An 18,365-nucleotide genomic window follows, 5' to 3' on the forward strand; every position below is an offset into this window, starting at 1 on the left:
CGCGGAAAAGCAGGCTTAATCCCAGGGGTAAAGAGTTCGGATCGCCATGGAACGGGCAGAGTGCAACAGGAACTGCTGGATCTCGGCGGCCATCGCCGGGACCGTGGTCTTGCTGTTCGTCTCGGGTCTGGGCGAGCTGAACTGGCTGGGCGGGCTGTTCCTGGGCTTCGTGACCTTCATGCTGTTCGGGTCGCTGATGGTCTGGCTGGTCTGCCACGACATGCCGCTGCCAGTGCCGCCGCTGGAGGCCACGCCGCCCGAGGATTGGCGCCGGCGCCAGGCCGACAGCCAGCCCGAGGCGCTGCTGGTCTCGGCCAGCCTGCCCGAGACCCCGGCGCCGGTGCAGATGCCGCTGCGGGCCGGGGATGCCGTGGACGACCTGCGCCGGATCAAGGGCATCGGGCCCAAGATCTCGGACTGGCTGAACGCCAATGGCGTGACGCGCTATGACCAGATCGCCAGCTGGGATGCGGTGGCGGTCGCGGATTTCGTCCAGCGCATGGGGCGCATGGGCAGCCGGATCGAGGCCGACGACTGGGTCGGTCAGGCGAAGGTATTGGCGGCGGGCGGCGAGACCGAGCATTCCCGCCGCGTCGACAAGGGCGAGCCGGGCTGATGGCCCGCCCGGTGAAACAGGACCCGGCGCAGGCGGCGATGGCCGCGGCGGCGGACGCCCGGCAGATGCGCCTGGTCGCGGTGGTGATCGCCCTGACCATGGTGGCATGGCTCGGGCTGCAATGGCTGGGGGGCCAGCAGGGCTGGCCCGCGAAATACGCCTTTCTCGCCGATCTGATGGCGATTGGGGCCTTGATCTGGTCGCTGATGGTGACCTTTCGGATCTGGCGGCGGCGCAAGGCGCTGTCGCAGGGACAAGGATAAGACGATGCTGAACGATCAGGACCGGATCTTTACCAATATCTACGGCATGGGCGACCGCAGCCTGGCCGGCGCGAAGAAGCGCGGCTGCTGGGACGGCACCGCCGCAATCATCGCCAAGGGCCGCGACGGCATCGTGAACGAGATGAAGGCCTCGGGCCTGCGCGGGCGCGGCGGCGCCGGCTTCCCGACCGGGATGAAATGGTCCTTCATGCCCAAGGAATCCGATGGCCGCCCGTCCTATCTGGTCATCAACGCCGACGAATCCGAGCCCGCGACCTGCAAGGACCGCGAGATCATGCGCCACGATCCGCATACGCTGATCGAGGGCGCGCTGATCGCCAGCTTCGCCATGGGCGCCCATGCCGCCTATATCTACATCCGCGGCGAGTTCATCCGCGAGCGCGAGGCGCTGCAGGCCGCCATCGACGAATGCTATGACGCCGGGCTGCTGGGCCGCAACGCCGCCCAGTCGGGCTGGGACTTCGACCTTTACCTGCACCACGGTGCCGGCGCCTATATCTGCGGCGAGGAAACCGCGCTGCTGGAAAGCCTGGAGGGCAAGAAGGGCATGCCGCGCATGAAGCCGCCGTTCCCGGCCGGCGCGGGTCTTTATGGCTGCCCGACCACGGTGAACAACGTCGAGTCGATCGCCGTGGTGCCGACCATCCTGCGCCGCGGCGCCGAGTGGTTCGCCGGCTTCGGCCGGCCGAACAACGCAGGGGTGAAGCTTTTTGGCATGACCGGGCACATCAACACGCCCTGCGTGGTCGAGGAAGCCATGTCGATCCCGATGCGCGAGCTGATCGAGAAGCATGGCGGCGGCGTGCGCGGCGGCTGGAAGAACCTCAAGGCGGTGATCCCCGGCGGCGCCTCCTGCCCGGTGCTGACGGCAGAGCAATGCGAAAACGCCATCATGGACTATGACGGCATGCGCGAGCTGCGCTCGTCCTTCGGCACCGCCTGCATGATCGTCATGGATCAGTCCACCGACGTGGTGAAGGCGATCTGGCGGCTGTCGAAATTCTTCAAGCATGAAAGCTGCGGCCAATGCACGCCCTGCCGCGAAGGCACCGGCTGGATGATGCGGGTGATGGAGCGGCTGGTGCGCGGCGATGCCGAGGTCGAGGAGATCGACATGCTCTTCGACGTGACCAAGCAGGTCGAGGGCCACACCATCTGCGCCCTGGGCGATGCTGCCGCCTGGCCGATCCAGGGCCTGATCCGCAACTTCCGCGAGGAGATCGAGGATCGCATCAAGGCCAAGCGCACCGGGCGCATGGGCGCGATGGCGGCGGAGTAAGGCGCATGGTTTCGACCCGGCACAGCGCGGCAGGACGGACCCCCCGGGGGGATCGCGGCCGCATGTCCGGGCGGCGCTCAAGACAAGGTGTCGAACCCGCGGGGCGCGGCCGTGTTATGACCGGGTGTCATGACGGAAAGGCCAAAGCCATGAAACTTCTGCCGCTTGCCCTGATCGGGGCGCTGCTGGCGACGCCCGCCGCCGCGCTGGAGTCGCTCTCTAAGGAAAAATACATCAACGACCGGCTGATCGCGGCGCGCATCGCCGACCGGATCCGCCGCACCTGCCCGACCATCGACGGGCGCATCCTTTACGCCTATGGCGAGGCGCGCAAGCTCAAGACCTATGCCCGCAACAAGGGCTATTCCAACGCCCAGATCGACGCCTTCCTGGACAGCAAGGACGACAAGACGCGCATCTATGCCGTGGCCGAGGACTATCTGAAGCGCAAGGGCGCCAGGCCGGGCGATCCGCAAAGCTTCTGCGCCATCGGCCGGCAGGAGATCGCGAACAAGACCATCATCGGCAGCCTTCTGGTGGCGAAATGAGAAAGTGGTTGAACTGGATCGGCCTGGGACTGATGGCGGCGGCCGCCGGCTCGATGATCGCCGCCGATGTCATGGCCGGCGAGCCCTCGCAGGGCTGGGAGCCGACGGCGCAGAAGTTCTATCTGCAATTCTCGATCTTCGCGCCGGGCGATCTGACCTGCGACGCGACCGGGCCGGGCGTGCGCACCAAGGTCTCGCGCGGGATCACCGGGGCGCCGCTGCTACGCATCACCGGCAATGCCGACCAGGCGCGGATCCTGTGTTCGCGCCCGGACGGCAGCCGCTACACCACCGACCTGAACCGGACGCTGCCCTATAATACCGCCGGCGCGATCCGGGCGACGGTGACCTTTCAGCCCGGCCAGGATACCGGCAGCATCCTGGTCCGGCGCGACGGCGAAAGCGACAGATTGGTGCCGACCGTCTATCCCCGCGCCTTCGTGAGGGTGCAGGAATGACGGCGCACGAAACCGGGCCAGCCTTGGGCCAGCATTTGAAACCCGCATCGGCCGCCGGCCGCCGCGGGGCATGAGGGAAGACGAAAGATGGCAGATCTTCGCAAGATCAAGATCGACGATGTAATTGTCGAGGTCGATCCGAACCTGACCCTGATCCAGGCCTGCGAACAGGCCGGGATCGAGGTGCCGCGCTTCTGCTATCACGAGCGGCTGTCCATCGCCGGCAACTGCCGCATGTGCCTGGTCGAGGTCGTGGGCGGCCCGCCCAAGCCCGCCGCATCCTGCGCCATGCAGGTCAAGGACCTGCGCCCCGGCCCGGACGGCGCGCCGAGCGAGATCAAGACCAACAGCCCCATGGTCAAGAAGGCCCGCGAGGGGGTGATGGAGTTCCTGCTCATCAACCACCCGCTCGACTGCCCGATCTGCGACCAGGGCGGCGAATGCGACCTGCAGGACCAGGCCGTGGCCTATGGCGTCGATTTCAGCCGCTACCGCGAGCCGAAGCGCGCCTCCGAGGACCTGAACCTGGGCCCGCTGGTCGAGACGCATATGACGCGCTGCATCTCCTGCACCCGCTGCGTGCGCTTCACCACCGAGGTCGCCGGCATCACCCAGATGGGCCAGACCGGCCGCGGCGAGGATAGCGAGATCACCAGCTACCTGAACGAGACGCTGGCCTCGAACCTGCAGGGCAATATCATCGACCTGTGCCCGGTCGGCGCGCTGGTGTCGAAACCCTATGCCTTCACCGCCCGGCCCTGGGAGCTGACCAAGACCGAATCCATCGACGTGATGGACGCGCTCGGCTCGAACATCCGCGTCGATACCAAGGGCCGCGAGGTCATGCGCATCCTGCCGCGCAACCATGACGGCGTGAACGAGGAATGGATCAGCGACAAGACCCGCTTCGTCTGGGACGGGCTGCGCCGCCAGCGCCTCGACCGCCCCTATATCCGCGAGAACGGCAAGCTGCGCCCGGCCTCCTGGCCCGAGGCGCTGGAGGCCGCGGCGCGTGCCATGCAGGGCAAGAAGGTGGCCGGGCTGATCGGCGATCTGGTGCCGGTCGAGGCGGCCTTCAGCCTCAAGCAGCTGGTCGAGGGTCTGGGCGGCACGGTGGAATGCCGCACCGACGGCGCCCGGCTGCCGGCCGGCAACCGCTCGGCCTATGTCGGCACGGCGCGGATCGAGGACATCGACCATGCCAAGCGCATCCTGCTGATCGGCACCAACCCGCGCGACGAGGCGCCGGTGCTGAACGCCCGCATCCGCAAGGCCTGGGCGCATGGCGCGCAGGTCGCGCTGGTCGGCGATGCGATGGACCTGACCTATGACTACCACCATTTCGGCAATGACCGCGCCGCGCTGGCCAAGCTGCTGGACGAGGATCTGGCGAACAAGGACGGCACGCCCGGCATCGTCATCGTCGGCCAGGGCGCGCTGCGCGAGGCCGATGGCGAGGCGGTTCTGGCCAATGCCATGCGCATCTGCGAGCTGGGCGATTGCAGGCTTCTGGTGCTGCACACCGCCGCCAGCCGCGTCGGTGCCCTGGACGTGGGCGCGGTGACCGAGGGCGGCCTGCTTGCCGCCATCGACGGCGCGGAGGTGGTCTATAACCTCGGCGCCGACGAGGTCGACATCGCCGCCGGCCCGGTGGTGATCTATCAGGGCAGCCATGGCGACCGCGGTGCGCATCGCGCCGACATCATCCTGCCCGGCGCCTGCTACACCGAGGAAAACGGTCTGTTCGTCAACACCGAGGGCCGGCCGCAACTGGCCATGCGCGCCAATTTCGCGCCGGGCGAGGGGAAAGAGAACTGGGCGATCCTGCGCGCGCTTTCCGCCGAACTGGGCAAGACCCAGCCTTGGGACAGCCTGGCCGGTCTGCGCCGCAAGCTGGTCGAGGCGGTGCCGCATCTGGCGCTGATCGACCAGGTGCCGGAAAACGAATGGCAGCCGCTCCAGCGGCTCGACATGGGTCAAGCCAGCTTCCGCCCGGCAATCCGCGACTTCTACCTGACCAACCCCATCGCGCGCTCTTCGCCGCTGATGGGCGAGCTTTCGGCGATGGCGGCGGCGCGCAAGGCGCCGGCCCTGGCAGCGGAGTGAACAGCATGCGGCCTCGTCTTGCCCTTCTGATCGGACTGGGAGCCTCGGCCCTGCTCGCCGGCTGCGGCGACGAGCCCGCGCGCGATTCGCGGCCGCAGCCGAAGCCCGCCGAGCTGGCGGTCAGCGTGCTGCAAAGCGATGCCGGCGCGCCCGACAAGAAGGTGCTGTCGCGCGGCCGCATCTCGACCAAATCCGGCGACATCCTGATTCTGGAGCCCGACGGCTCGGTCAGCGAGATGCAGCTGGACAGCGCCGAGGGCCGCGACGCCTTCGCCGTGACCGAGGCAGACCTGCTGGCGCTGAACGCCAACCTGGACCTCGACCTGTCGGGCATGCCGAATCTGGGTCCGGTCAAGAAGCGCGCGCCGACGGCGCAGGAAAAGGCGCTGGCGGATTTCGCGGCCCGCACCCAGCCGATGCGGCTGAACCTGCCGAAAAGCTTCGAAGCCGAGCCCAAGGACTTCCTGGGCGCGCGCATCACCGGCCTCGCGAATTCGCGCAAGGGCGCCGACAGCCTGGTCGAAGTCAGCGCGAACCTGCGGGGTGGGGTGGACGCCGATACCGCCTTCGCCTATGCCACATGCGCGCTGGCCAGTTGGGCGGAATCGAAAGGGACACCCTATGCCCGCCACATCCGCACGCTCAGCGACAAGCGTGATGGCAAGATGATCGTCGGCTCGGTCTTTACCTTGTCCGAGAAGAAACCGATGGGCCTGACGGTGATGACAACGAAAGAGACCTTGCAGGAATGCAAGGCGCGCGGCATTCCCGCGGCGTGAGAGAAGGGACGAAAGATCATGGCTGAATTCTGGGCCTCGCCCTATGGTTTCGCGCTCAGCCTGCTCTTGCAGGGTCTGGCGGTCATCGCCTTTGTCATGGGCTCGCTGATCTTCATGGTCTATGGCGACCGCAAGATCTGGGCGGCGGTGCAGATGCGGCGCGGTCCGAACGTGGTCGGTCCCTGGGGCCTGCTGCAGACCTTCGCCGATGCGCTGAAATACATCGTCAAGGAAATCGTCATCCCGGCCGGCGCCGACAAGTTCATCTTCTTCCTGGCGCCCTTCCTGTCGATGATGCTGGCGCTGTTCGCCTTTGTCGTGATCCCCTTCGACGAGGGCTGGGTCATGGCGAACATCAACGTCGGCATCCTCTTCGTCTTTGCGGCGTCCTCGCTCGAGGTCTATGGCTCGATCATGGGCGGCTGGGCCTCGAACTCGAAATACCCGTTCCTGGCCTCGCTGCGTTCGGCCTCGCAGATGATCTCCTATGAGGTCTCGATGGGGCTGATCGTCATCGGCATCATCATCTCGTCCGGCTCGATGAACCTGACCGAGATCGTGCTGGCGCAGAAGGGCAGCTATGGCCTGCTGAACTGGTACTGGCTGCCGCACCTGCCGATGGTGGTGCTGTTCTTCGTCTCGGCCCTGGCGGAAACCAACCGGCCGCCCTTCGACCTGGCCGAGGCGGAATCGGAACTGGTCGCCGGCCACATGGTCGAATATTCGTCCACGCCTTACCTTTTGTTCATGGCCGGCGAATATATCGCCATCTATCTGATGTGCGCGCTGCTGTCGCTCTTGTTCTTCGGCGGCTGGCTGTCGCCGGTGCCGTTCATCGCCGACGGCTGGTGGTGGATGGTCATCAAGATGTGGTTCTGGTTCTATATGTTCGCCATGGTCAAGGCGATCGTGCCCCGCTATCGCTACGACCAGCTCATGCGGATCGGCTGGAAGGTGTTCCTGCCCCTGTCGCTGGGCTGGGTCGTCCTGGTCGCCATCCTTGCCCGCTACGAAGTGCTGGGCGGTTTCTGGGCCCGTTTCGCGGTCGGAGGATAAGCCATGTATTCCAACAAGCTAGCCGAGGCTCTTGCGGCAGCCAGTGAGACCGACAAGGTGGAATTGGCGCATTTCCTCGCCAACAATCTCGACAGCGTGGAACATGCGCATGACAGCGCCCGGGTGCGGGAATATGTCGCCGCGTTCGACCGTTTCGCGGCGCCGCGGGAAGGGGAGCGTTTCTGATGGCCTTCGATTTCGCGCGGGCGACCAAGTATTTTTTGATGTGGGACTTCATCAAGGGCTTCGGCCTGGGCATGCGCTATTTCGTTTCGCCCAAGCCGACGCTGAACTATCCGCATGAGAAGGGCCCGCTGTCGCCGCGCTTTCGCGGCGAACACGCGCTACGCCGCTATCCGAACGGCGAGGAACGCTGCATCGCCTGCAAATTGTGCGAGGCGATCTGCCCGGCCCAGGCCATCACCATCGACGCCGAACCGCGCGAGGACGGCAGCCGCCGCACCACGCGCTACGACATCGACATGACCAAGTGCATCTATTGCGGCTTCTGCCAGGAAGCCTGCCCGGTCGATGCCATCGTCGAGGGGCCGAATTTCGAATACGCCACCGAGACCCGCGAGGAACTGTTCTACGACAAGCAGAAGCTGCTTGCGAACGGCGAACGCTGGGAGGCCGAGATCGCCCGCAACCTTCAGATGGATGCGCCCTACCGATGACCGATGCGTTCACCAAGCTTTTCGCGCAGATGATGGCTTCCGGCCAGGAAATGGCCCGCGCCTTCAACCCGGCGCTGGAACATTTCGACATGCGCGCCATGGAAAAGCTGGTGCCGACCATGCCGTCGGACATGCTGGAAATGTGGTTCGGCAAGACCTTCAACCGCGAGGGGCTGGACGCCAAGACGCGCCTGCTGCTGACCATCGGCGCGATCACCGTCCAGGGTGCGCTGGCCGAGCCGCAGCTGCGCATGACCATCCGCCAGGCGCTGGCGGCCGGCGCCACGAAACGCGAGATCGCCGAGACGATCTTTCAGATGAGCATGTTCGGCGGGCTGCCTGCGATGCAGAAGGCGCTCGAGATCGCCCAGAGCGTCTATGCCGAGGAGGACGAGGAATGATGACCTTCGCTTTCTACCTGTTCGCGATCTGCGCCTGCGTCGCGGGCTTCATGGTCGTGATGAGCCGCAACCCGGTGCATTCGGTGCTGTGGCTGATCCTTGCCTTCTTCTCGGCCGCCGGGCTCTTCGTGCTGCAGGGCGCGGAATTCGTCGCCATGCTGCTGGTCGTGGTCTATGTCGGCGCCGTGGCGGTGCTGTTCCTGTTCGTGGTGATGATGCTCGACGTGGATTTCGCCGAGCTCAAGGGCGAGCTGGCGCGCTACCTGCCGCTGGCGCTGCTGATCGGGCTGGTGCTTCTGGCGCAGCTGGGCATCGCCTTTTCGGGCTGGACGCCGTCCGAACATGCGCAGACGCTGCGCGCCGCGCCGATCGTCGAGGGCGTGCAGAACACGCGGGGCCTGGGCATGGTGCTTTATGACCGCTATGCGCTGATGTTCCAGCTGGCCGGCCTGATCCTGCTGGTCGCGATGATCGGCGCCATCGTGCTGACCATGCGCCACCGCCGCGACATCAAGCGCCAGAACGTGCTGGAGCAGATGTGGCGCGACCCGGCCAAGGCGATGGAGCTGAAGGACGTGAAGCCGGGGCAGGGGCTTTAAGCCCCGCCACAGCCAATGCGGGCCGCTGCCTGTGCGGTCCATAAGTAGCGAACGGATATTCAACGGGTGAACGACCCGGAGGGACCAGGACGATGATCGGATTGACACATTACCTTGTCGTGGGGGCGATACTGTTCGTCACCGGCATTTTCGGCATCTTCGTGAACCGAAAGAACGTCATCGTCATCCTGATGTCGATCGAGCTGATCCTGCTTTCGGTCAACATCAACTTCGTCGCCTTCTCGACCCATCTGGGCGACCTGGCGGGGCAGGTCTTCACCATGTTCGTGCTGACCGTGGCCGCGGCCGAGGCCGCCATCGGCTTGGCGATCCTGGTGGTCTTCTTCCGCAACCGCGGCACCATCGCGGTGGAAGACGTGAACGTGATGAAGGGTTAAGGCGGCATGGAAAAGATCGTCCTCTTTGCGCCCCTGCTGGGGTCGCTGATCGCCGGTTTCGGCTGGCGCCTGATCGGCGAGAAAGCCGCGCAATACCTGACCACCGGCATCCTGTTCCTGTGCTGCCTGCTCAGCTGGTACCTGTTCCTGGGCTTCGACGGCACGCCACGGCACATCCCGGTGCTGGACTGGGTCGTCGCCGGCGACTTCCACGCCGAATGGGGCATCCGGCTGGACCGGCTGACCGCGATCATGCTGATCGTGGTGAACACGGTCTCGGCCTTGGTGCACCTGTATTCGATGGGCTACATGGCCCATGACGACAACTGGACGCATGACGAGCATTACAAGGCGCGCTTCTTCGCCTATCTGTCCTTCTTCACCTTCGCCATGCTGATGCTGGTGACCGCCGACAACCTGCTGCAGATGTTCTTCGGCTGGGAGGGCGTGGGCGTCGCCTCCTATCTGCTGATCGGTTTCTACTACAAGAAGGCCAGCGCGAACGCGGCCGCGATGAAGGCCTTCATCGTCAACCGCGTCGGCGACTTCGGCTTCCTGCTGGGCATCTTCGGGCTTTACTGGCTGACCGGCACGGTCCAGTTCGACGAGATCTTCCGCCAAGTGCCCGAGATCGCGCAGACCAACCTGCATTTCCTGTGGCGCGACTGGAATGCCGCGAACCTGCTGGCCTTCCTGCTGTTCGTCGGCGCCATGGGCAAATCGGCGCAGCTGTTCCTGCACACCTGGCTGCCCGACGCGATGGAGGGCCCGACCCCGGTCTCGGCCCTGATCCACGCCGCGACCATGGTGACCGCCGGGGTGTTCCTGGTCTGCCGCATGTCGCCGCTTTACGAATTCGCGCCGGACACCAAGAACTTCATCGTCATCATCGGCGCCACGACGGCCTTCTTCGCCGCGACCGTGGGCCTGGTGCAGAACGACATCAAGCGGGTGATCGCCTATTCGACCTGCTCGCAGCTGGGCTATATGTTCGTGGCCGCGGGCGTCGGCGTCTATTCGGTCGCCATGTTCCACCTGCTGACCCACGCCTTCTTCAAGGCCATGCTGTTCCTGGGCGCCGGCTCGGTCATCCATGCCATGCATCACGAGCAGGACATGCGGAACTATGGCGGGCTGCGCAAGAAGATCCCGCTGACCTTCTGGGCGATGATGATCGGCACCTTCGCCATCACCGGCGTCGGCATCCCGCTGACCCATATCGGCTTTGCCGGCTACCTGTCCAAGGACGCGGTGATCGAGAGCGCCTGGGCCGGCAGCAGCTATGCCTTCGCCATGCTGGTCATCGCCGCCTGCTTCACCAGCTTCTATTCCTGGCGGCTGATCTTCCTGACCTTCTATGGCAAGCCGCGCGGCGACCATCATGCCCATGACCACGCGCATGAAAGCCCGCCGGTGATGACCATCCCGCTGGGCGTGCTGGCCATCGGCGCGATCTTTGCCGGCATGGTCTGGTATGCGCCCTTCTTCGGCGACCACCACAAGGTCACGGAATTCTTCCACATCGCCGGCGCGCATGAAGCCGAGGGCGAAGCCGCCGAGGGCCATGCCACGGCCGAGGCCCCGGTCGAGCATGTCGCCGCCACCGCGCCGGCCGCCGAGGGCGAACCTGCCCCCGAAGCCGAGGCGCATGCCGCGGTCGCCGCGCCGGTCGGCGGTGCGATCTACATGCATCCCGACAACCACGTCATGGACGAGGCGCACCACGCCCCGGTCTGGGTCAAGGTCTCGCCCTTCATCGCCATGGTTCTGGGCCTGATCACCGCCTGGCTGTTTTATATCGTCAACCCGACGCTGCCCAAGCGCCTGGCGGCGCAGCAGCCGGCGCTGTATCGGTTCCTGCTCAACAAGTGGTATTTCGACGAGATCTATAACTTCATCTTCGTGCGTCCCGCGCTGTGGATCGGCCGCTTCCTGTGGAAGAAGGGCGATGGCGATGTGATCGACGGCACGATCAACGGGGTCGCCATGGGGCTGATCCCCAGGCTGACGCGCGCGGCGGTCCGCGTGCAGTCGGGCTATCTGTTCCACTACGCCTTCGCGATGGTGCTCGGCATCGTGGGCTTGCTGATCTGGGTGATGATGCGGGGCGCGCACTGACATGACGAACCTTCTTTCCATCATCACCTTCCTGCCGATCGTCGCCGCGATCATCATGGCGCTGTTCCTGCGCGGCCAGGATTCGGCCGCGGCGCGCAACGCCAAATGGCTGGCGCTGCTGACCACGACGGCGACCTTCGTGATCTCGCTCTTCGTGCTGTTCCGCTTCGACCCGGCGAACACGGGCTTCCAGTTCGTCGAGGATCACGCCTGGATCATGGGCCTGCGCTACAAGATGGGCGTGGACGGGATCTCGGTGCTGTTCGTGCTGCTGACCACCTTCATGATGCCGCTGACCATCCTCTCGACCTGGGATGTCGAGGTGAAGGTCAAGGAATACATGATCGCCTTCCTGGTGCTGGAAGGGCTGATGATCGGCGTCTTCACCGCGCTGGACCTGGTGCTGTTCTACCTGTTCTTCGAGGCCGGGCTGATCCCGATGTTCCTGATCATCGGCATCTGGGGCGGCAAGGACCGCATCTATGCCTCCTTCAAGTTCTTCCTCTACACCTTCCTCGGCTCGGTGTTGATGCTGGTCGCGATGATCGCCATGTATCGCATGGCGGGCACCACCGACATCCCGACGCTGCTGAGCTTCGACTTCCCGTCCGAGACCTATCGCCTGCTGGGCGTGACGGTGGTCGGCGGCACGCAGATGCTGCTGTTCCTGGCCTTCTTCGCCAGCTTCGCGGTCAAGATGCCGATGTGGCCGGTGCATACCTGGCTGCCCGACGCGCACGTCCAGGCGCCGACCGCCGGCTCGGTCCTGCTGGCGGCGGTTCTGCTGAAGATGGGCGGCTACGGCTTCCTGCGCTTCAGCCTGCCGATGTTCCCGGTCGCCAGCGGCGTGGCCCAGCCCTATGTCTTCTGGCTCTCGGCCATCGCCATCGTCTATACCTCGCTGGTGGCGCTGGCGCAGTCGGACATGAAGAAGGTCATCGCCTATTCGTCCGTGGCGCACATGGGCTATGTCACCATGGGCATCTTCGCGGCGAACCAGATCGGCGTCGACGGCGCCATCTTCCAGATGCTGTCGCACGGCTTCATCTCGGGCGCGCTGTTCCTTTGCGTCGGCGTGATCTACGACCGCATGCACACGCGCGAGATCGACGCCTATGGCGGCCTGGTGAACCGGATGCCGAAATACGCCATGGTGTTCATGTTCTTCACCATGGCCAACGTCGGCCTGCCCGGCACCTCGGGCTTCGTGGGCGAGTTCCTGACGCTGATCGGCGTGTTCCGCGAGAACACCTGGGTGGCGCTGGTCGCGACCTCGGGCGTGATCCTGTCGGCGGCCTATGCGCTGTGGCTCTATCGCCGCGTCACGCTGGGCCAGCTGATCAAGGAAAGCCTCAAGTCGATCGCCGACATGACCCCGCGCGAGCGCTGGATCTTCGTGCCGCTGATCGCCATGACGCTGATCCTGGGCGTCTATCCGCGGCTGGTCACCGATATGACCGGGCCGGCGGTGGAAGGCCTGCTTACCCATTATCACCAAAGCCAGCCGGTGGTCGAAACCGCCGCGGCGACGACCAGCCACTAGGGGACAGACATGACCTCGCTCGATTTCTCGACCATTCTGCCCGAGGTGGTGCTGGCCGCTTACGCCCTTGCCGCGCTGATGGCCGGCGCCTATCTCGGCAAGGACGGGCTGGCCCGGACGCTGCTCTGGGCCACGGTCGCGGCCTTCCTGGTCGTAGCCGCCATGGTGGGCCTGGGCAACCGGGCCGACCAGACCGCCTTCTACGGCATGTTCATCGACGACGGCTTCTCGCGCTTTGCCAAGGTGGTGATGCTGGTCGCCGCCGCCGCCGTGCTGGCGATGAGCGCCGACTACATGGCGCAGCGCAACATGCTGCGCTTCGAATTCCCGATCATTGTCGCGCTGGCGGTCATCGGCATGATGTTCATGGTCTCGGCCGGCGACCTCTTGACGCTCTACATGGGACTCGAGCTGCAATCGCTGGCGCTTTACGTCGTCGCGGCCATGCGGCGCGGCTCGGTGCGCTCGTCCGAGGCGGGGCTGAAGTATTTTGTGCTGGGCTCGCTTTCTTCGGGGCTGCTGCTTTATGGCGCCTCGCTGGTCTACGGCTTTGCCGGCACCACCAGCTTCTCGGGCATCGTCACCGTGATCGAGGGCGGACACCTGTCGCTGGGCGTGCTTTTCGGCCTAGTGTTCATGCTGGTCGGCCTGTCCTTCAAGGTCTCAGCCGTGCCCTTCCATATGTGGACGCCCGACGTCTATGAGGGCGCGCCGACGCCGGTGACGGCCTTCTTCGCCACCGCGCCCAAGGTCGCGGCCATGGCGCTGATCGCGCGGCTGGTCTTCGACGCCTTCGGCCATGTCATCGGCGACTGGAGCCAGATCGTCGCGGCGCTGGCGGTCATGTCGATGTTCCTGGGTTCGGTCGCCGGCATCGGCCAGACCGACATCAAGCGCCTGATGGCCTATTCCTCGATCGCGCATATGGGCTTCGCGCTGGTCGGCCTGGCCGCCGGCACCAGCCTGGGCGTGCAGGCGATGCTGATCTACATGACCATCTATGCGGTGATGAACGTCGGCACCTTCGCCTTCATCCTGTCGCTCGAGCGTGACGGCGTGCCGGTCACCGACCTTGCCTCGCTGAACCGGCTGGCCTGGAGCGAGCCGGTCAAGGCGCTGGCCATGCTGGTGCTGCTGTTCAGCCTTGCCGGCGTGCCGCCGACGCTGGGCTTCTTCGCCAAGTTCGGCGTGCTGACCGCCGCGGTCGATGCCGGGCTGGGCTGGCTGGCGGTGGCGGGCGTGATCGCCTCGGTCATCGGCGCCTTCTACTACCTGCGCATCGTCTACTATATGTATTTCGGTGCCGAGGGGCAGGGCGTGACCTCGCGCATGGCGCCGGCGCAATACCTGAGCCTGATGCTGCCGGCGCTGGCCATGCTGCTGGGCGCGATCAACATGATGGGCGTCGATGCCGCTGCCGGTCGCGCGGCCGAGACGCTGGTCGCGCCAGCCGTGACCGAGGTGACGATCATTACCGAGCCGGCACCCGGCGCGGTGGCAGAGCCCGAACCCGTTGAGTGAGGCCTGGCCCGAGGGCGTGGGCCGGCATGTGCTGGCCCGCACCGACAGCACCAATGCCGAGGCGCTGAGGCTGGCGCCCAGCCTGTCCGGCCCGGCCTGGATCATGACGCGCGAGCAATTCGCCGGACGCGGCCGCCGCGGCCGGGACTGGGCGATGCCGGCGGGGAACTTCGCCGGCACGCTGGTCCTGCGCAGCCCGGGCGGCGTCGCGGCGGCGCAGCTGTCCTTTGTCGCGGCGCTGGCGCTTTACGACGCGCTGGCCGATGCCTGCGGCCCCGCCGCGCGGCTGGCGATCAAATGGCCGAACGACGTGCTGCTGAACGGCGGCAAGGTCGCCGGCATCCTGCTGGAAAGCGCCGGCCCGGGCCAGGGCCAAGGACGGGGCATGGGCGCCGTCGCGGTGGGCATCGGCGTGAACCTGGCGGCCGCACCCGGCAGCGGCCAGGTCGAGCCCGGCGCCGTCACCCCCGTTTCGGTCCTGGCCGAGACCGGCCATGCCGTCGCACCCGAGGATTTTCTGGACCTGCTGGCGCCGGCCTTCGCGCGCTGGCTGGCCCAGATGCAGACCTATGGCTTCGCGCCGATCCGCCATGCCTGGTTGGCCCGCGCCGCCCGGCTGGGCGAGCCGATCCTGGCCCGCACCGGCGCGACCGAGCGTCGCGGCGTCTTCGAGGGCATCGACGACAGCGGCGCGCTGATCCTGCGCACGCCCGCCGGCCCGCAGGTGATCCCCGCTGCCGACGTGTTCTTCGGAGGCTGACGACCATGCTGCTTTGCATCGACACCGGCAACACCAACACTGTCTTCTCGGTCTGGGACGGTGAGAGATTCGCCGGCATGTGGCGGATTTCGACCGACCATCGCCGCACGGCGGATGAATATTTCGTCTGGCTCTCGACGCTGATCCAGCTGCAGAAGCTGGACCTGAACATCACCGATTGCATCATCAGTTCGACCGCGCCGCGCGTGGTCTTCAACCTGCGCGTGCTCTGCAACCGCTATTTCGACACCCGCCCGCTGGTGGTGGGCAAGCCCGACTGCCTGCTGCCGGTGGCGCCGCGCGTCGATTTCGGCACCGTGGTCGGCCCCGACCGGCTGGTGAACACCGTCGGCGCCTTCGACCGGCACGGGCCGGACCTGATCGTGGTCGATTTCGGCACCGCCACCACCTTCGACGTGGTCGACACCGACGGCGCCTATGTCGGCGGCGTCATCGCGCCCGGCGTGAACCTGTCGCTCGAGGCGCTGCACATGGGTGCGGCCAGCCTGCCGCATGTCGATGTGACCATGCCGGCCAGGGTGATCGGCACCAATACCGTGGCCTGCATCCAGTCGGGCATCTTCTGGGGCTATATCGGCCTCGTCCAGGGCATCGTCGAGAAGATCCGCGAGGAACGCGGCCGGCCGATGCAGGTAATAGCTACCGGCGGGCTTGCGCCGCTGTTCGATCAGGGCTTTGATCTGTTCGACGCGATCGAGGACGATCTGACCATGCATGGTCTGCGTCTGATCCATGATTACAACAAGGAGATGGGCAATGGCTGAGCGCCTGATCTATCTGCCGCTGGGCGGCGCGGGCGAAATCGGCATGAACGCCTATGTCTACGGCTATGGCCAGCCGGGCCGCGAGCGGCTGATCGTGGTCGACCTGGGCGTGACCTTCGGCGACATGGACACGGCGCCGGGCATCGACCTGATCATGGCCGATGTCGGCTGGCTGGAAGCCAACCGCGACCGCATCGAGGCGATCTTCATCACCCATGGGCACGAAGATCACGTCGGCGCGCTTGGCCTGCTCTGGGGCCGCATCCAGAAGCCGGTGCATTGCCGCCGCTTCACCGGCGCCCTAGCCCGGCTGAAGCTGGAGGAGGCCGGCCAGCCGGTCGATCAGCTGCATATCCATGCGCCGCGCCCCGAAGTGGTGACGGCCGGCCCGTTCCAGGTGCAATTCGTCCCGGTCAGCCATTCGATCCCGGAAAGCTCGGCGCTGATCATCGACACGCCGGCCGGCCGCATCGTGCATACCGGCGACTTCAAGCTGGACGGCACCCCGGTGGTGGGCGAGGCCTTCGACCCGATCCTGTGGCACGAGATCGCGGGTGAAGGCAACGGCGTCAAGGCGCTGGCCTGCGATTCGACGAATATCTTCGTGCCCCATCCCGGCCGGTCCGAGGCGATCCTGGCCAATCCGCTGCTGGATTTCGTGACCTCGCAAAAGCAGATGGTGGTGGCGACGACCTTCGCCAGCAACATCGCCCGGCTCAAGACCCTGGCCGAGGCCGGCACCGCCTCGGGCCGCAAGATCTGCCTGCTGGGCCGGGCCATGCGCCGCATGGTCACCGTCGGCATCGAGACCGGCGTGCTGACCAGTTTCCCGGCGACCATCAGCCCCGAGGACGCCTCGGAAATGCCGCGCGACAAGGTGATGCTGATCGTCACCGGCAGCCAGGGGGAACGCCGCGCCGCCAGTGCCCAGCTGTCGCGCGGGCGCTACCTGGGCCTGCAATTGAAGGATGGCGACAGCTTCCTGTTCAGTTCGCGCACCATCCCTGGCAACGAGCGCGGGGTGATCCGGATCCAGAACCAGCTGTCCGAGATGGGCGTCGACCTGTTCGATGCCGACGACGGGGTCTATCACGTCTCGGGCCATGCCAACCGGCCGGATATCGAGGCGGTGCATGAACTCCTGAAGCCGCAGATGGTGATCCCGATGCATGGCGAGCACATGCACCTGCGCGAGCATGTGAAGCTGGCGCAGGCCCGCGGCATCCCGGCGGCCATTGCCACCAACGGCACCATGCTGGACCTGACCGGCGACGCGCCGCGGGTCGTGGACCAGATCGACACCGGACGGGTCTACCTGGACGGCACCAGGCTGATCGGCGCCATGGACGGCGTGGTGCGCGACCGCATCCGCATGGCGCTGAACGGTCATGCCATGGTCTCGATCATCATCGACGAGGACGACAGCCCGCTGCCCGACGCCTGGGTCGAGCTTTCGGGCCTGCCCGAGACCGGCCGCGCCGGCGTGCCGCTGGCCCGCAACATCGAATCGGAACTCGCAGCCTTCCTGGAGCGCGCCGACGACCGCACGGTGATGGACGACGACCGCCTGGAGGAGGGGGTTCGCAGGATCACCCGCCAGGTCTCGATGGAGGAGATCGGCAAGAAGCCCGAGGTGACGGTGGTGATCTCGCGCCTGGCGGCGGAATGATCGGGGAATGACTTGACCTTGCGCCGCGCCCGGGGCATGGGCGCGGGCATGACTGAATTCGACCCGAACCCTCCGCGCCGCAATTTCTATGGCCGTCGCCACGGCAAGACCCTGCGCCAGTCGCAGAAGGGCTATCTTTCCGAAGATCTGGGCGAGCTGCGCCCGCGCGGCATTACCCATGCCGAGAACCCCGAGCGCAAGCCGGTGGCGCCGGCCACGATCTTCGGCGACGACCGCCCGGTCTGGCTGGAGGTCGGCTTCGGCGGCGGCGAGCACATGGTCCACATGGCCGCGCGTTACCCCGAGATCGGCATCATCGGCTGCGAGCCCTTCATCAACGGCGTCGCCATGCTCTTGGGCAAGATCCGCCATGCCGGGGTGACGAATGTCAGTGTGCATCCCGGCGATGCCCGCGACCTGATGGACGTGCTGCCCGATGCCTCGATCAGCAAGGCTTTCCTGAACTATCCCGACCCCTGGCCCAAGGCGCGCCATCACCGCCGCCGCTTCGTGACGCCCGAGCACCTGATCCCGCTGGCCCGCGTCATGCGGCCGGGCGCCGAATTCCGCGTCGCGACCGACATTCCCGACTACGTGCGCCAGACGCTGGAGGAAGTGCCCGGCGCCGGCTTCGACCTGGTGCAAGAGGGGCCGGAGCCCTGGGACGACTGGCTCTCGACCCGCTACGAGCAGAAGGCGCTGCGCGAGGGGCGTGTGCCGCATTACGTGACCTTCCGCCGGCGGGGATGAATTTCGGGCGGGCTGATT

The 18,365-nt window shown here is 66.1% G+C and carries 20 protein-coding genes; all 20 read left to right on the forward strand.

The features are described from left to right. Positions 1–46: 46 nt before the first annotated feature. The 20 genes from PARN5_RS0116160 to PARN5_RS0116255 all read left to right on the forward strand — a co-directional run bounded on the left by PARN5_RS0116160 (position 47) and on the right by PARN5_RS0116255 (position 18,347). Entirely contained in the window at positions 47–616 is a 570-nt protein-coding gene (locus PARN5_RS0116160; RefSeq protein WP_026155506.1) for a hypothetical protein, read from the forward strand. Further along, entirely contained in the window at positions 616–879 is a 264-nt protein-coding gene (locus PARN5_RS0116165) for a DUF5337 domain-containing protein (RefSeq protein ID WP_018000812.1), read from the forward strand. Before PARN5_RS0116160 ends, PARN5_RS0116165 begins: the two co-directional genes overlap by 1 nt. A 4-nt stretch (positions 880–883) precedes the next feature. Beyond that, positions 884–2,179, forward strand: coding sequence for an NADH-quinone oxidoreductase subunit NuoF (gene nuoF / locus PARN5_RS0116170; RefSeq protein ID WP_018000813.1), 1,296 nt, complete (start codon positions 884–886; stop codon positions 2,177–2,179). 149 nt (positions 2,180–2,328) lie between these two features. Beyond that, positions 2,329–2,727, forward strand: a complete 399-nt coding sequence (locus PARN5_RS0116175) for a DUF5333 domain-containing protein (protein ID WP_018000814.1) — start codon at positions 2,329–2,331, stop codon at positions 2,725–2,727. Continuing rightward, positions 2,724–3,185, forward strand: a complete 462-nt coding sequence (locus PARN5_RS0116180; RefSeq protein ID WP_232419419.1) for a hypothetical protein — start codon at positions 2,724–2,726, stop codon at positions 3,183–3,185. The genes PARN5_RS0116175 and PARN5_RS0116180 overlap by 4 nt, the downstream gene beginning before the upstream one ends. Positions 3,186–3,272: 87 nt before the next feature. Continuing rightward, complete coding sequence (gene nuoG / locus PARN5_RS0116185) at positions 3,273–5,291, forward strand: NADH-quinone oxidoreductase subunit NuoG (RefSeq protein ID WP_018000816.1); 2,019 nt, start codon at positions 3,273–3,275, stop codon at positions 5,289–5,291. Between the two features lie 5 nt (positions 5,292–5,296). Continuing rightward, on the forward strand, positions 5,297–6,070 hold the full coding sequence (locus PARN5_RS0116190; protein ID WP_026155507.1) for a hypothetical protein: 774 nt from the start codon (positions 5,297–5,299) through the stop codon (positions 6,068–6,070). A gap of 18 nt (positions 6,071–6,088) precedes the next feature. After that, entirely contained in the window at positions 6,089–7,126 is a 1,038-nt protein-coding gene (gene nuoH / locus PARN5_RS0116195) for an NADH-quinone oxidoreductase subunit NuoH (protein ID WP_018000818.1), read from the forward strand. Positions 7,127–7,129: 3 nt separating this feature from the next. Next, a complete protein-coding gene (locus tag PARN5_RS0116200) occupies positions 7,130–7,312 on the forward strand; it encodes a hypothetical protein (protein ID WP_018000819.1) in 183 nt (60 codons plus the stop codon). Then, on the forward strand, positions 7,312–7,803 hold the full coding sequence (nuoI, locus tag PARN5_RS0116205; protein ID WP_018000820.1) for an NADH-quinone oxidoreductase subunit NuoI: 492 nt from the start codon (positions 7,312–7,314) through the stop codon (positions 7,801–7,803). Before PARN5_RS0116200 ends, nuoI begins: the two co-directional genes overlap by 1 nt. Further along, positions 7,800–8,204: a carboxymuconolactone decarboxylase family protein gene (locus PARN5_RS0116210; protein ID WP_018000821.1), complete on the forward strand. Its 405-nt coding sequence runs from the start codon at positions 7,800–7,802 to the stop codon at positions 8,202–8,204. The genes nuoI and PARN5_RS0116210 overlap by 4 nt, the downstream gene beginning before the upstream one ends. Continuing rightward, positions 8,201–8,803 (forward strand): NADH-quinone oxidoreductase subunit J, encoded by a 603-nt coding sequence (locus PARN5_RS0116215; protein WP_018000822.1) that lies wholly within the window; start codon positions 8,201–8,203, stop codon positions 8,801–8,803. Before PARN5_RS0116210 ends, PARN5_RS0116215 begins: the two co-directional genes overlap by 4 nt. 92 nt (positions 8,804–8,895) lie before the next feature. After that, a complete protein-coding gene (nuoK, locus tag PARN5_RS0116220; protein ID WP_018000823.1) occupies positions 8,896–9,201 on the forward strand; it encodes an NADH-quinone oxidoreductase subunit NuoK in 306 nt (101 codons plus the stop codon). A gap of 6 nt (positions 9,202–9,207) precedes the next feature. Next, complete coding sequence (gene nuoL / locus PARN5_RS0116225; RefSeq protein ID WP_018000824.1) at positions 9,208–11,319, forward strand: NADH-quinone oxidoreductase subunit L; 2,112 nt, start codon at positions 9,208–9,210, stop codon at positions 11,317–11,319. A 1-nt stretch (position 11,320) separates the two neighbouring features. Beyond that, on the forward strand, positions 11,321–12,862 hold the full coding sequence (locus PARN5_RS0116230) for an NADH-quinone oxidoreductase subunit M (RefSeq protein ID WP_018000825.1): 1,542 nt from the start codon (positions 11,321–11,323) through the stop codon (positions 12,860–12,862). 9 nt (positions 12,863–12,871) lie between these two features. Continuing rightward, positions 12,872–14,383 (forward strand): NADH-quinone oxidoreductase subunit NuoN, encoded by a 1,512-nt coding sequence (gene nuoN, locus PARN5_RS0116235; RefSeq protein WP_018000826.1) that lies wholly within the window; start codon positions 12,872–12,874, stop codon positions 14,381–14,383. Beyond that, the gene (locus PARN5_RS0116240) at positions 14,376–15,143 is read left to right on the forward strand and encodes a biotin--[acetyl-CoA-carboxylase] ligase (RefSeq protein WP_018000827.1); all 768 of its coding nucleotides are present in this window, start codon (positions 14,376–14,378) and stop codon (positions 15,141–15,143) included. The genes nuoN and PARN5_RS0116240 overlap by 8 nt, the downstream gene beginning before the upstream one ends. A 5-nt stretch (positions 15,144–15,148) precedes the next feature. Then, positions 15,149–15,928, forward strand: coding sequence for a type III pantothenate kinase (locus PARN5_RS0116245; RefSeq protein ID WP_018000828.1), 780 nt, complete (start codon positions 15,149–15,151; stop codon positions 15,926–15,928). Continuing rightward, a complete protein-coding gene (locus PARN5_RS0116250) occupies positions 15,921–17,597 on the forward strand; it encodes a ribonuclease J (protein ID WP_018000829.1) in 1,677 nt (558 codons plus the stop codon). Before PARN5_RS0116245 ends, PARN5_RS0116250 begins: the two co-directional genes overlap by 8 nt. A 48-nt stretch (positions 17,598–17,645) precedes the next feature. Then, the gene (locus tag PARN5_RS0116255; protein ID WP_026155508.1) at positions 17,646–18,347 is read left to right on the forward strand and encodes a tRNA (guanine(46)-N(7))-methyltransferase TrmB; all 702 of its coding nucleotides are present in this window, start codon (positions 17,646–17,648) and stop codon (positions 18,345–18,347) included. The last annotated feature ends 18 nt before the right edge of the window (positions 18,348–18,365 follow it).

This window comes from Paracoccus sp. N5 (genome assembly GCF_000371965.1).
GTDB lineage: Bacteria > Pseudomonadota > Alphaproteobacteria > Rhodobacterales > Rhodobacteraceae > Paracoccus.

Excerpts from the sequence above, each read along its gene's own strand:
- PARN5_RS0116160 (WP_026155506.1), top strand. The coding sequence starts at position 47 with ATGGAACGGGCAGAGTGCAACAGGAACTGCTGGATCTCGGCGGCCATC.
- PARN5_RS0116165 (WP_018000812.1), top strand. The coding sequence starts at position 616 with ATGGCCCGCCCGGTGAAACAGGACCCGGCGCAGGCGGCGATGGCCGCG.
- nuoF (WP_018000813.1), top strand. The coding sequence starts at position 884 with ATGCTGAACGATCAGGACCGGATCTTTACCAATATCTACGGCATGGGC.
- PARN5_RS0116175 (WP_018000814.1), top strand. The coding sequence starts at position 2,329 with ATGAAACTTCTGCCGCTTGCCCTGATCGGGGCGCTGCTGGCGACGCCC.
- PARN5_RS0116180 (WP_232419419.1), top strand. The coding sequence starts at position 2,724 with ATGAGAAAGTGGTTGAACTGGATCGGCCTGGGACTGATGGCGGCGGCC.
- nuoG (WP_018000816.1), top strand. The coding sequence starts at position 3,273 with ATGGCAGATCTTCGCAAGATCAAGATCGACGATGTAATTGTCGAGGTC.
- PARN5_RS0116190 (WP_026155507.1), top strand. The coding sequence starts at position 5,297 with ATGCGGCCTCGTCTTGCCCTTCTGATCGGACTGGGAGCCTCGGCCCTG.
- nuoH (WP_018000818.1), top strand. The coding sequence starts at position 6,089 with ATGGCTGAATTCTGGGCCTCGCCCTATGGTTTCGCGCTCAGCCTGCTC.
- PARN5_RS0116200 (WP_018000819.1), top strand. The coding sequence starts at position 7,130 with ATGTATTCCAACAAGCTAGCCGAGGCTCTTGCGGCAGCCAGTGAGACC.
- nuoI (WP_018000820.1), top strand. The coding sequence starts at position 7,312 with ATGGCCTTCGATTTCGCGCGGGCGACCAAGTATTTTTTGATGTGGGAC.
- PARN5_RS0116210 (WP_018000821.1), top strand. The coding sequence starts at position 7,800 with ATGACCGATGCGTTCACCAAGCTTTTCGCGCAGATGATGGCTTCCGGC.
- PARN5_RS0116215 (WP_018000822.1), top strand. The coding sequence starts at position 8,201 with ATGATGACCTTCGCTTTCTACCTGTTCGCGATCTGCGCCTGCGTCGCG.
- nuoK (WP_018000823.1), top strand. The coding sequence starts at position 8,896 with ATGATCGGATTGACACATTACCTTGTCGTGGGGGCGATACTGTTCGTC.
- nuoL (WP_018000824.1), top strand. The coding sequence starts at position 9,208 with ATGGAAAAGATCGTCCTCTTTGCGCCCCTGCTGGGGTCGCTGATCGCC.
- PARN5_RS0116230 (WP_018000825.1), top strand. The coding sequence starts at position 11,321 with ATGACGAACCTTCTTTCCATCATCACCTTCCTGCCGATCGTCGCCGCG.
- nuoN (WP_018000826.1), top strand. The coding sequence starts at position 12,872 with ATGACCTCGCTCGATTTCTCGACCATTCTGCCCGAGGTGGTGCTGGCC.
- PARN5_RS0116245 (WP_018000828.1), top strand. The coding sequence starts at position 15,149 with ATGCTGCTTTGCATCGACACCGGCAACACCAACACTGTCTTCTCGGTC.
- PARN5_RS0116250 (WP_018000829.1), top strand. The coding sequence starts at position 15,921 with ATGGCTGAGCGCCTGATCTATCTGCCGCTGGGCGGCGCGGGCGAAATC.
- PARN5_RS0116255 (WP_026155508.1), top strand. The coding sequence starts at position 17,646 with ATGACTGAATTCGACCCGAACCCTCCGCGCCGCAATTTCTATGGCCGT.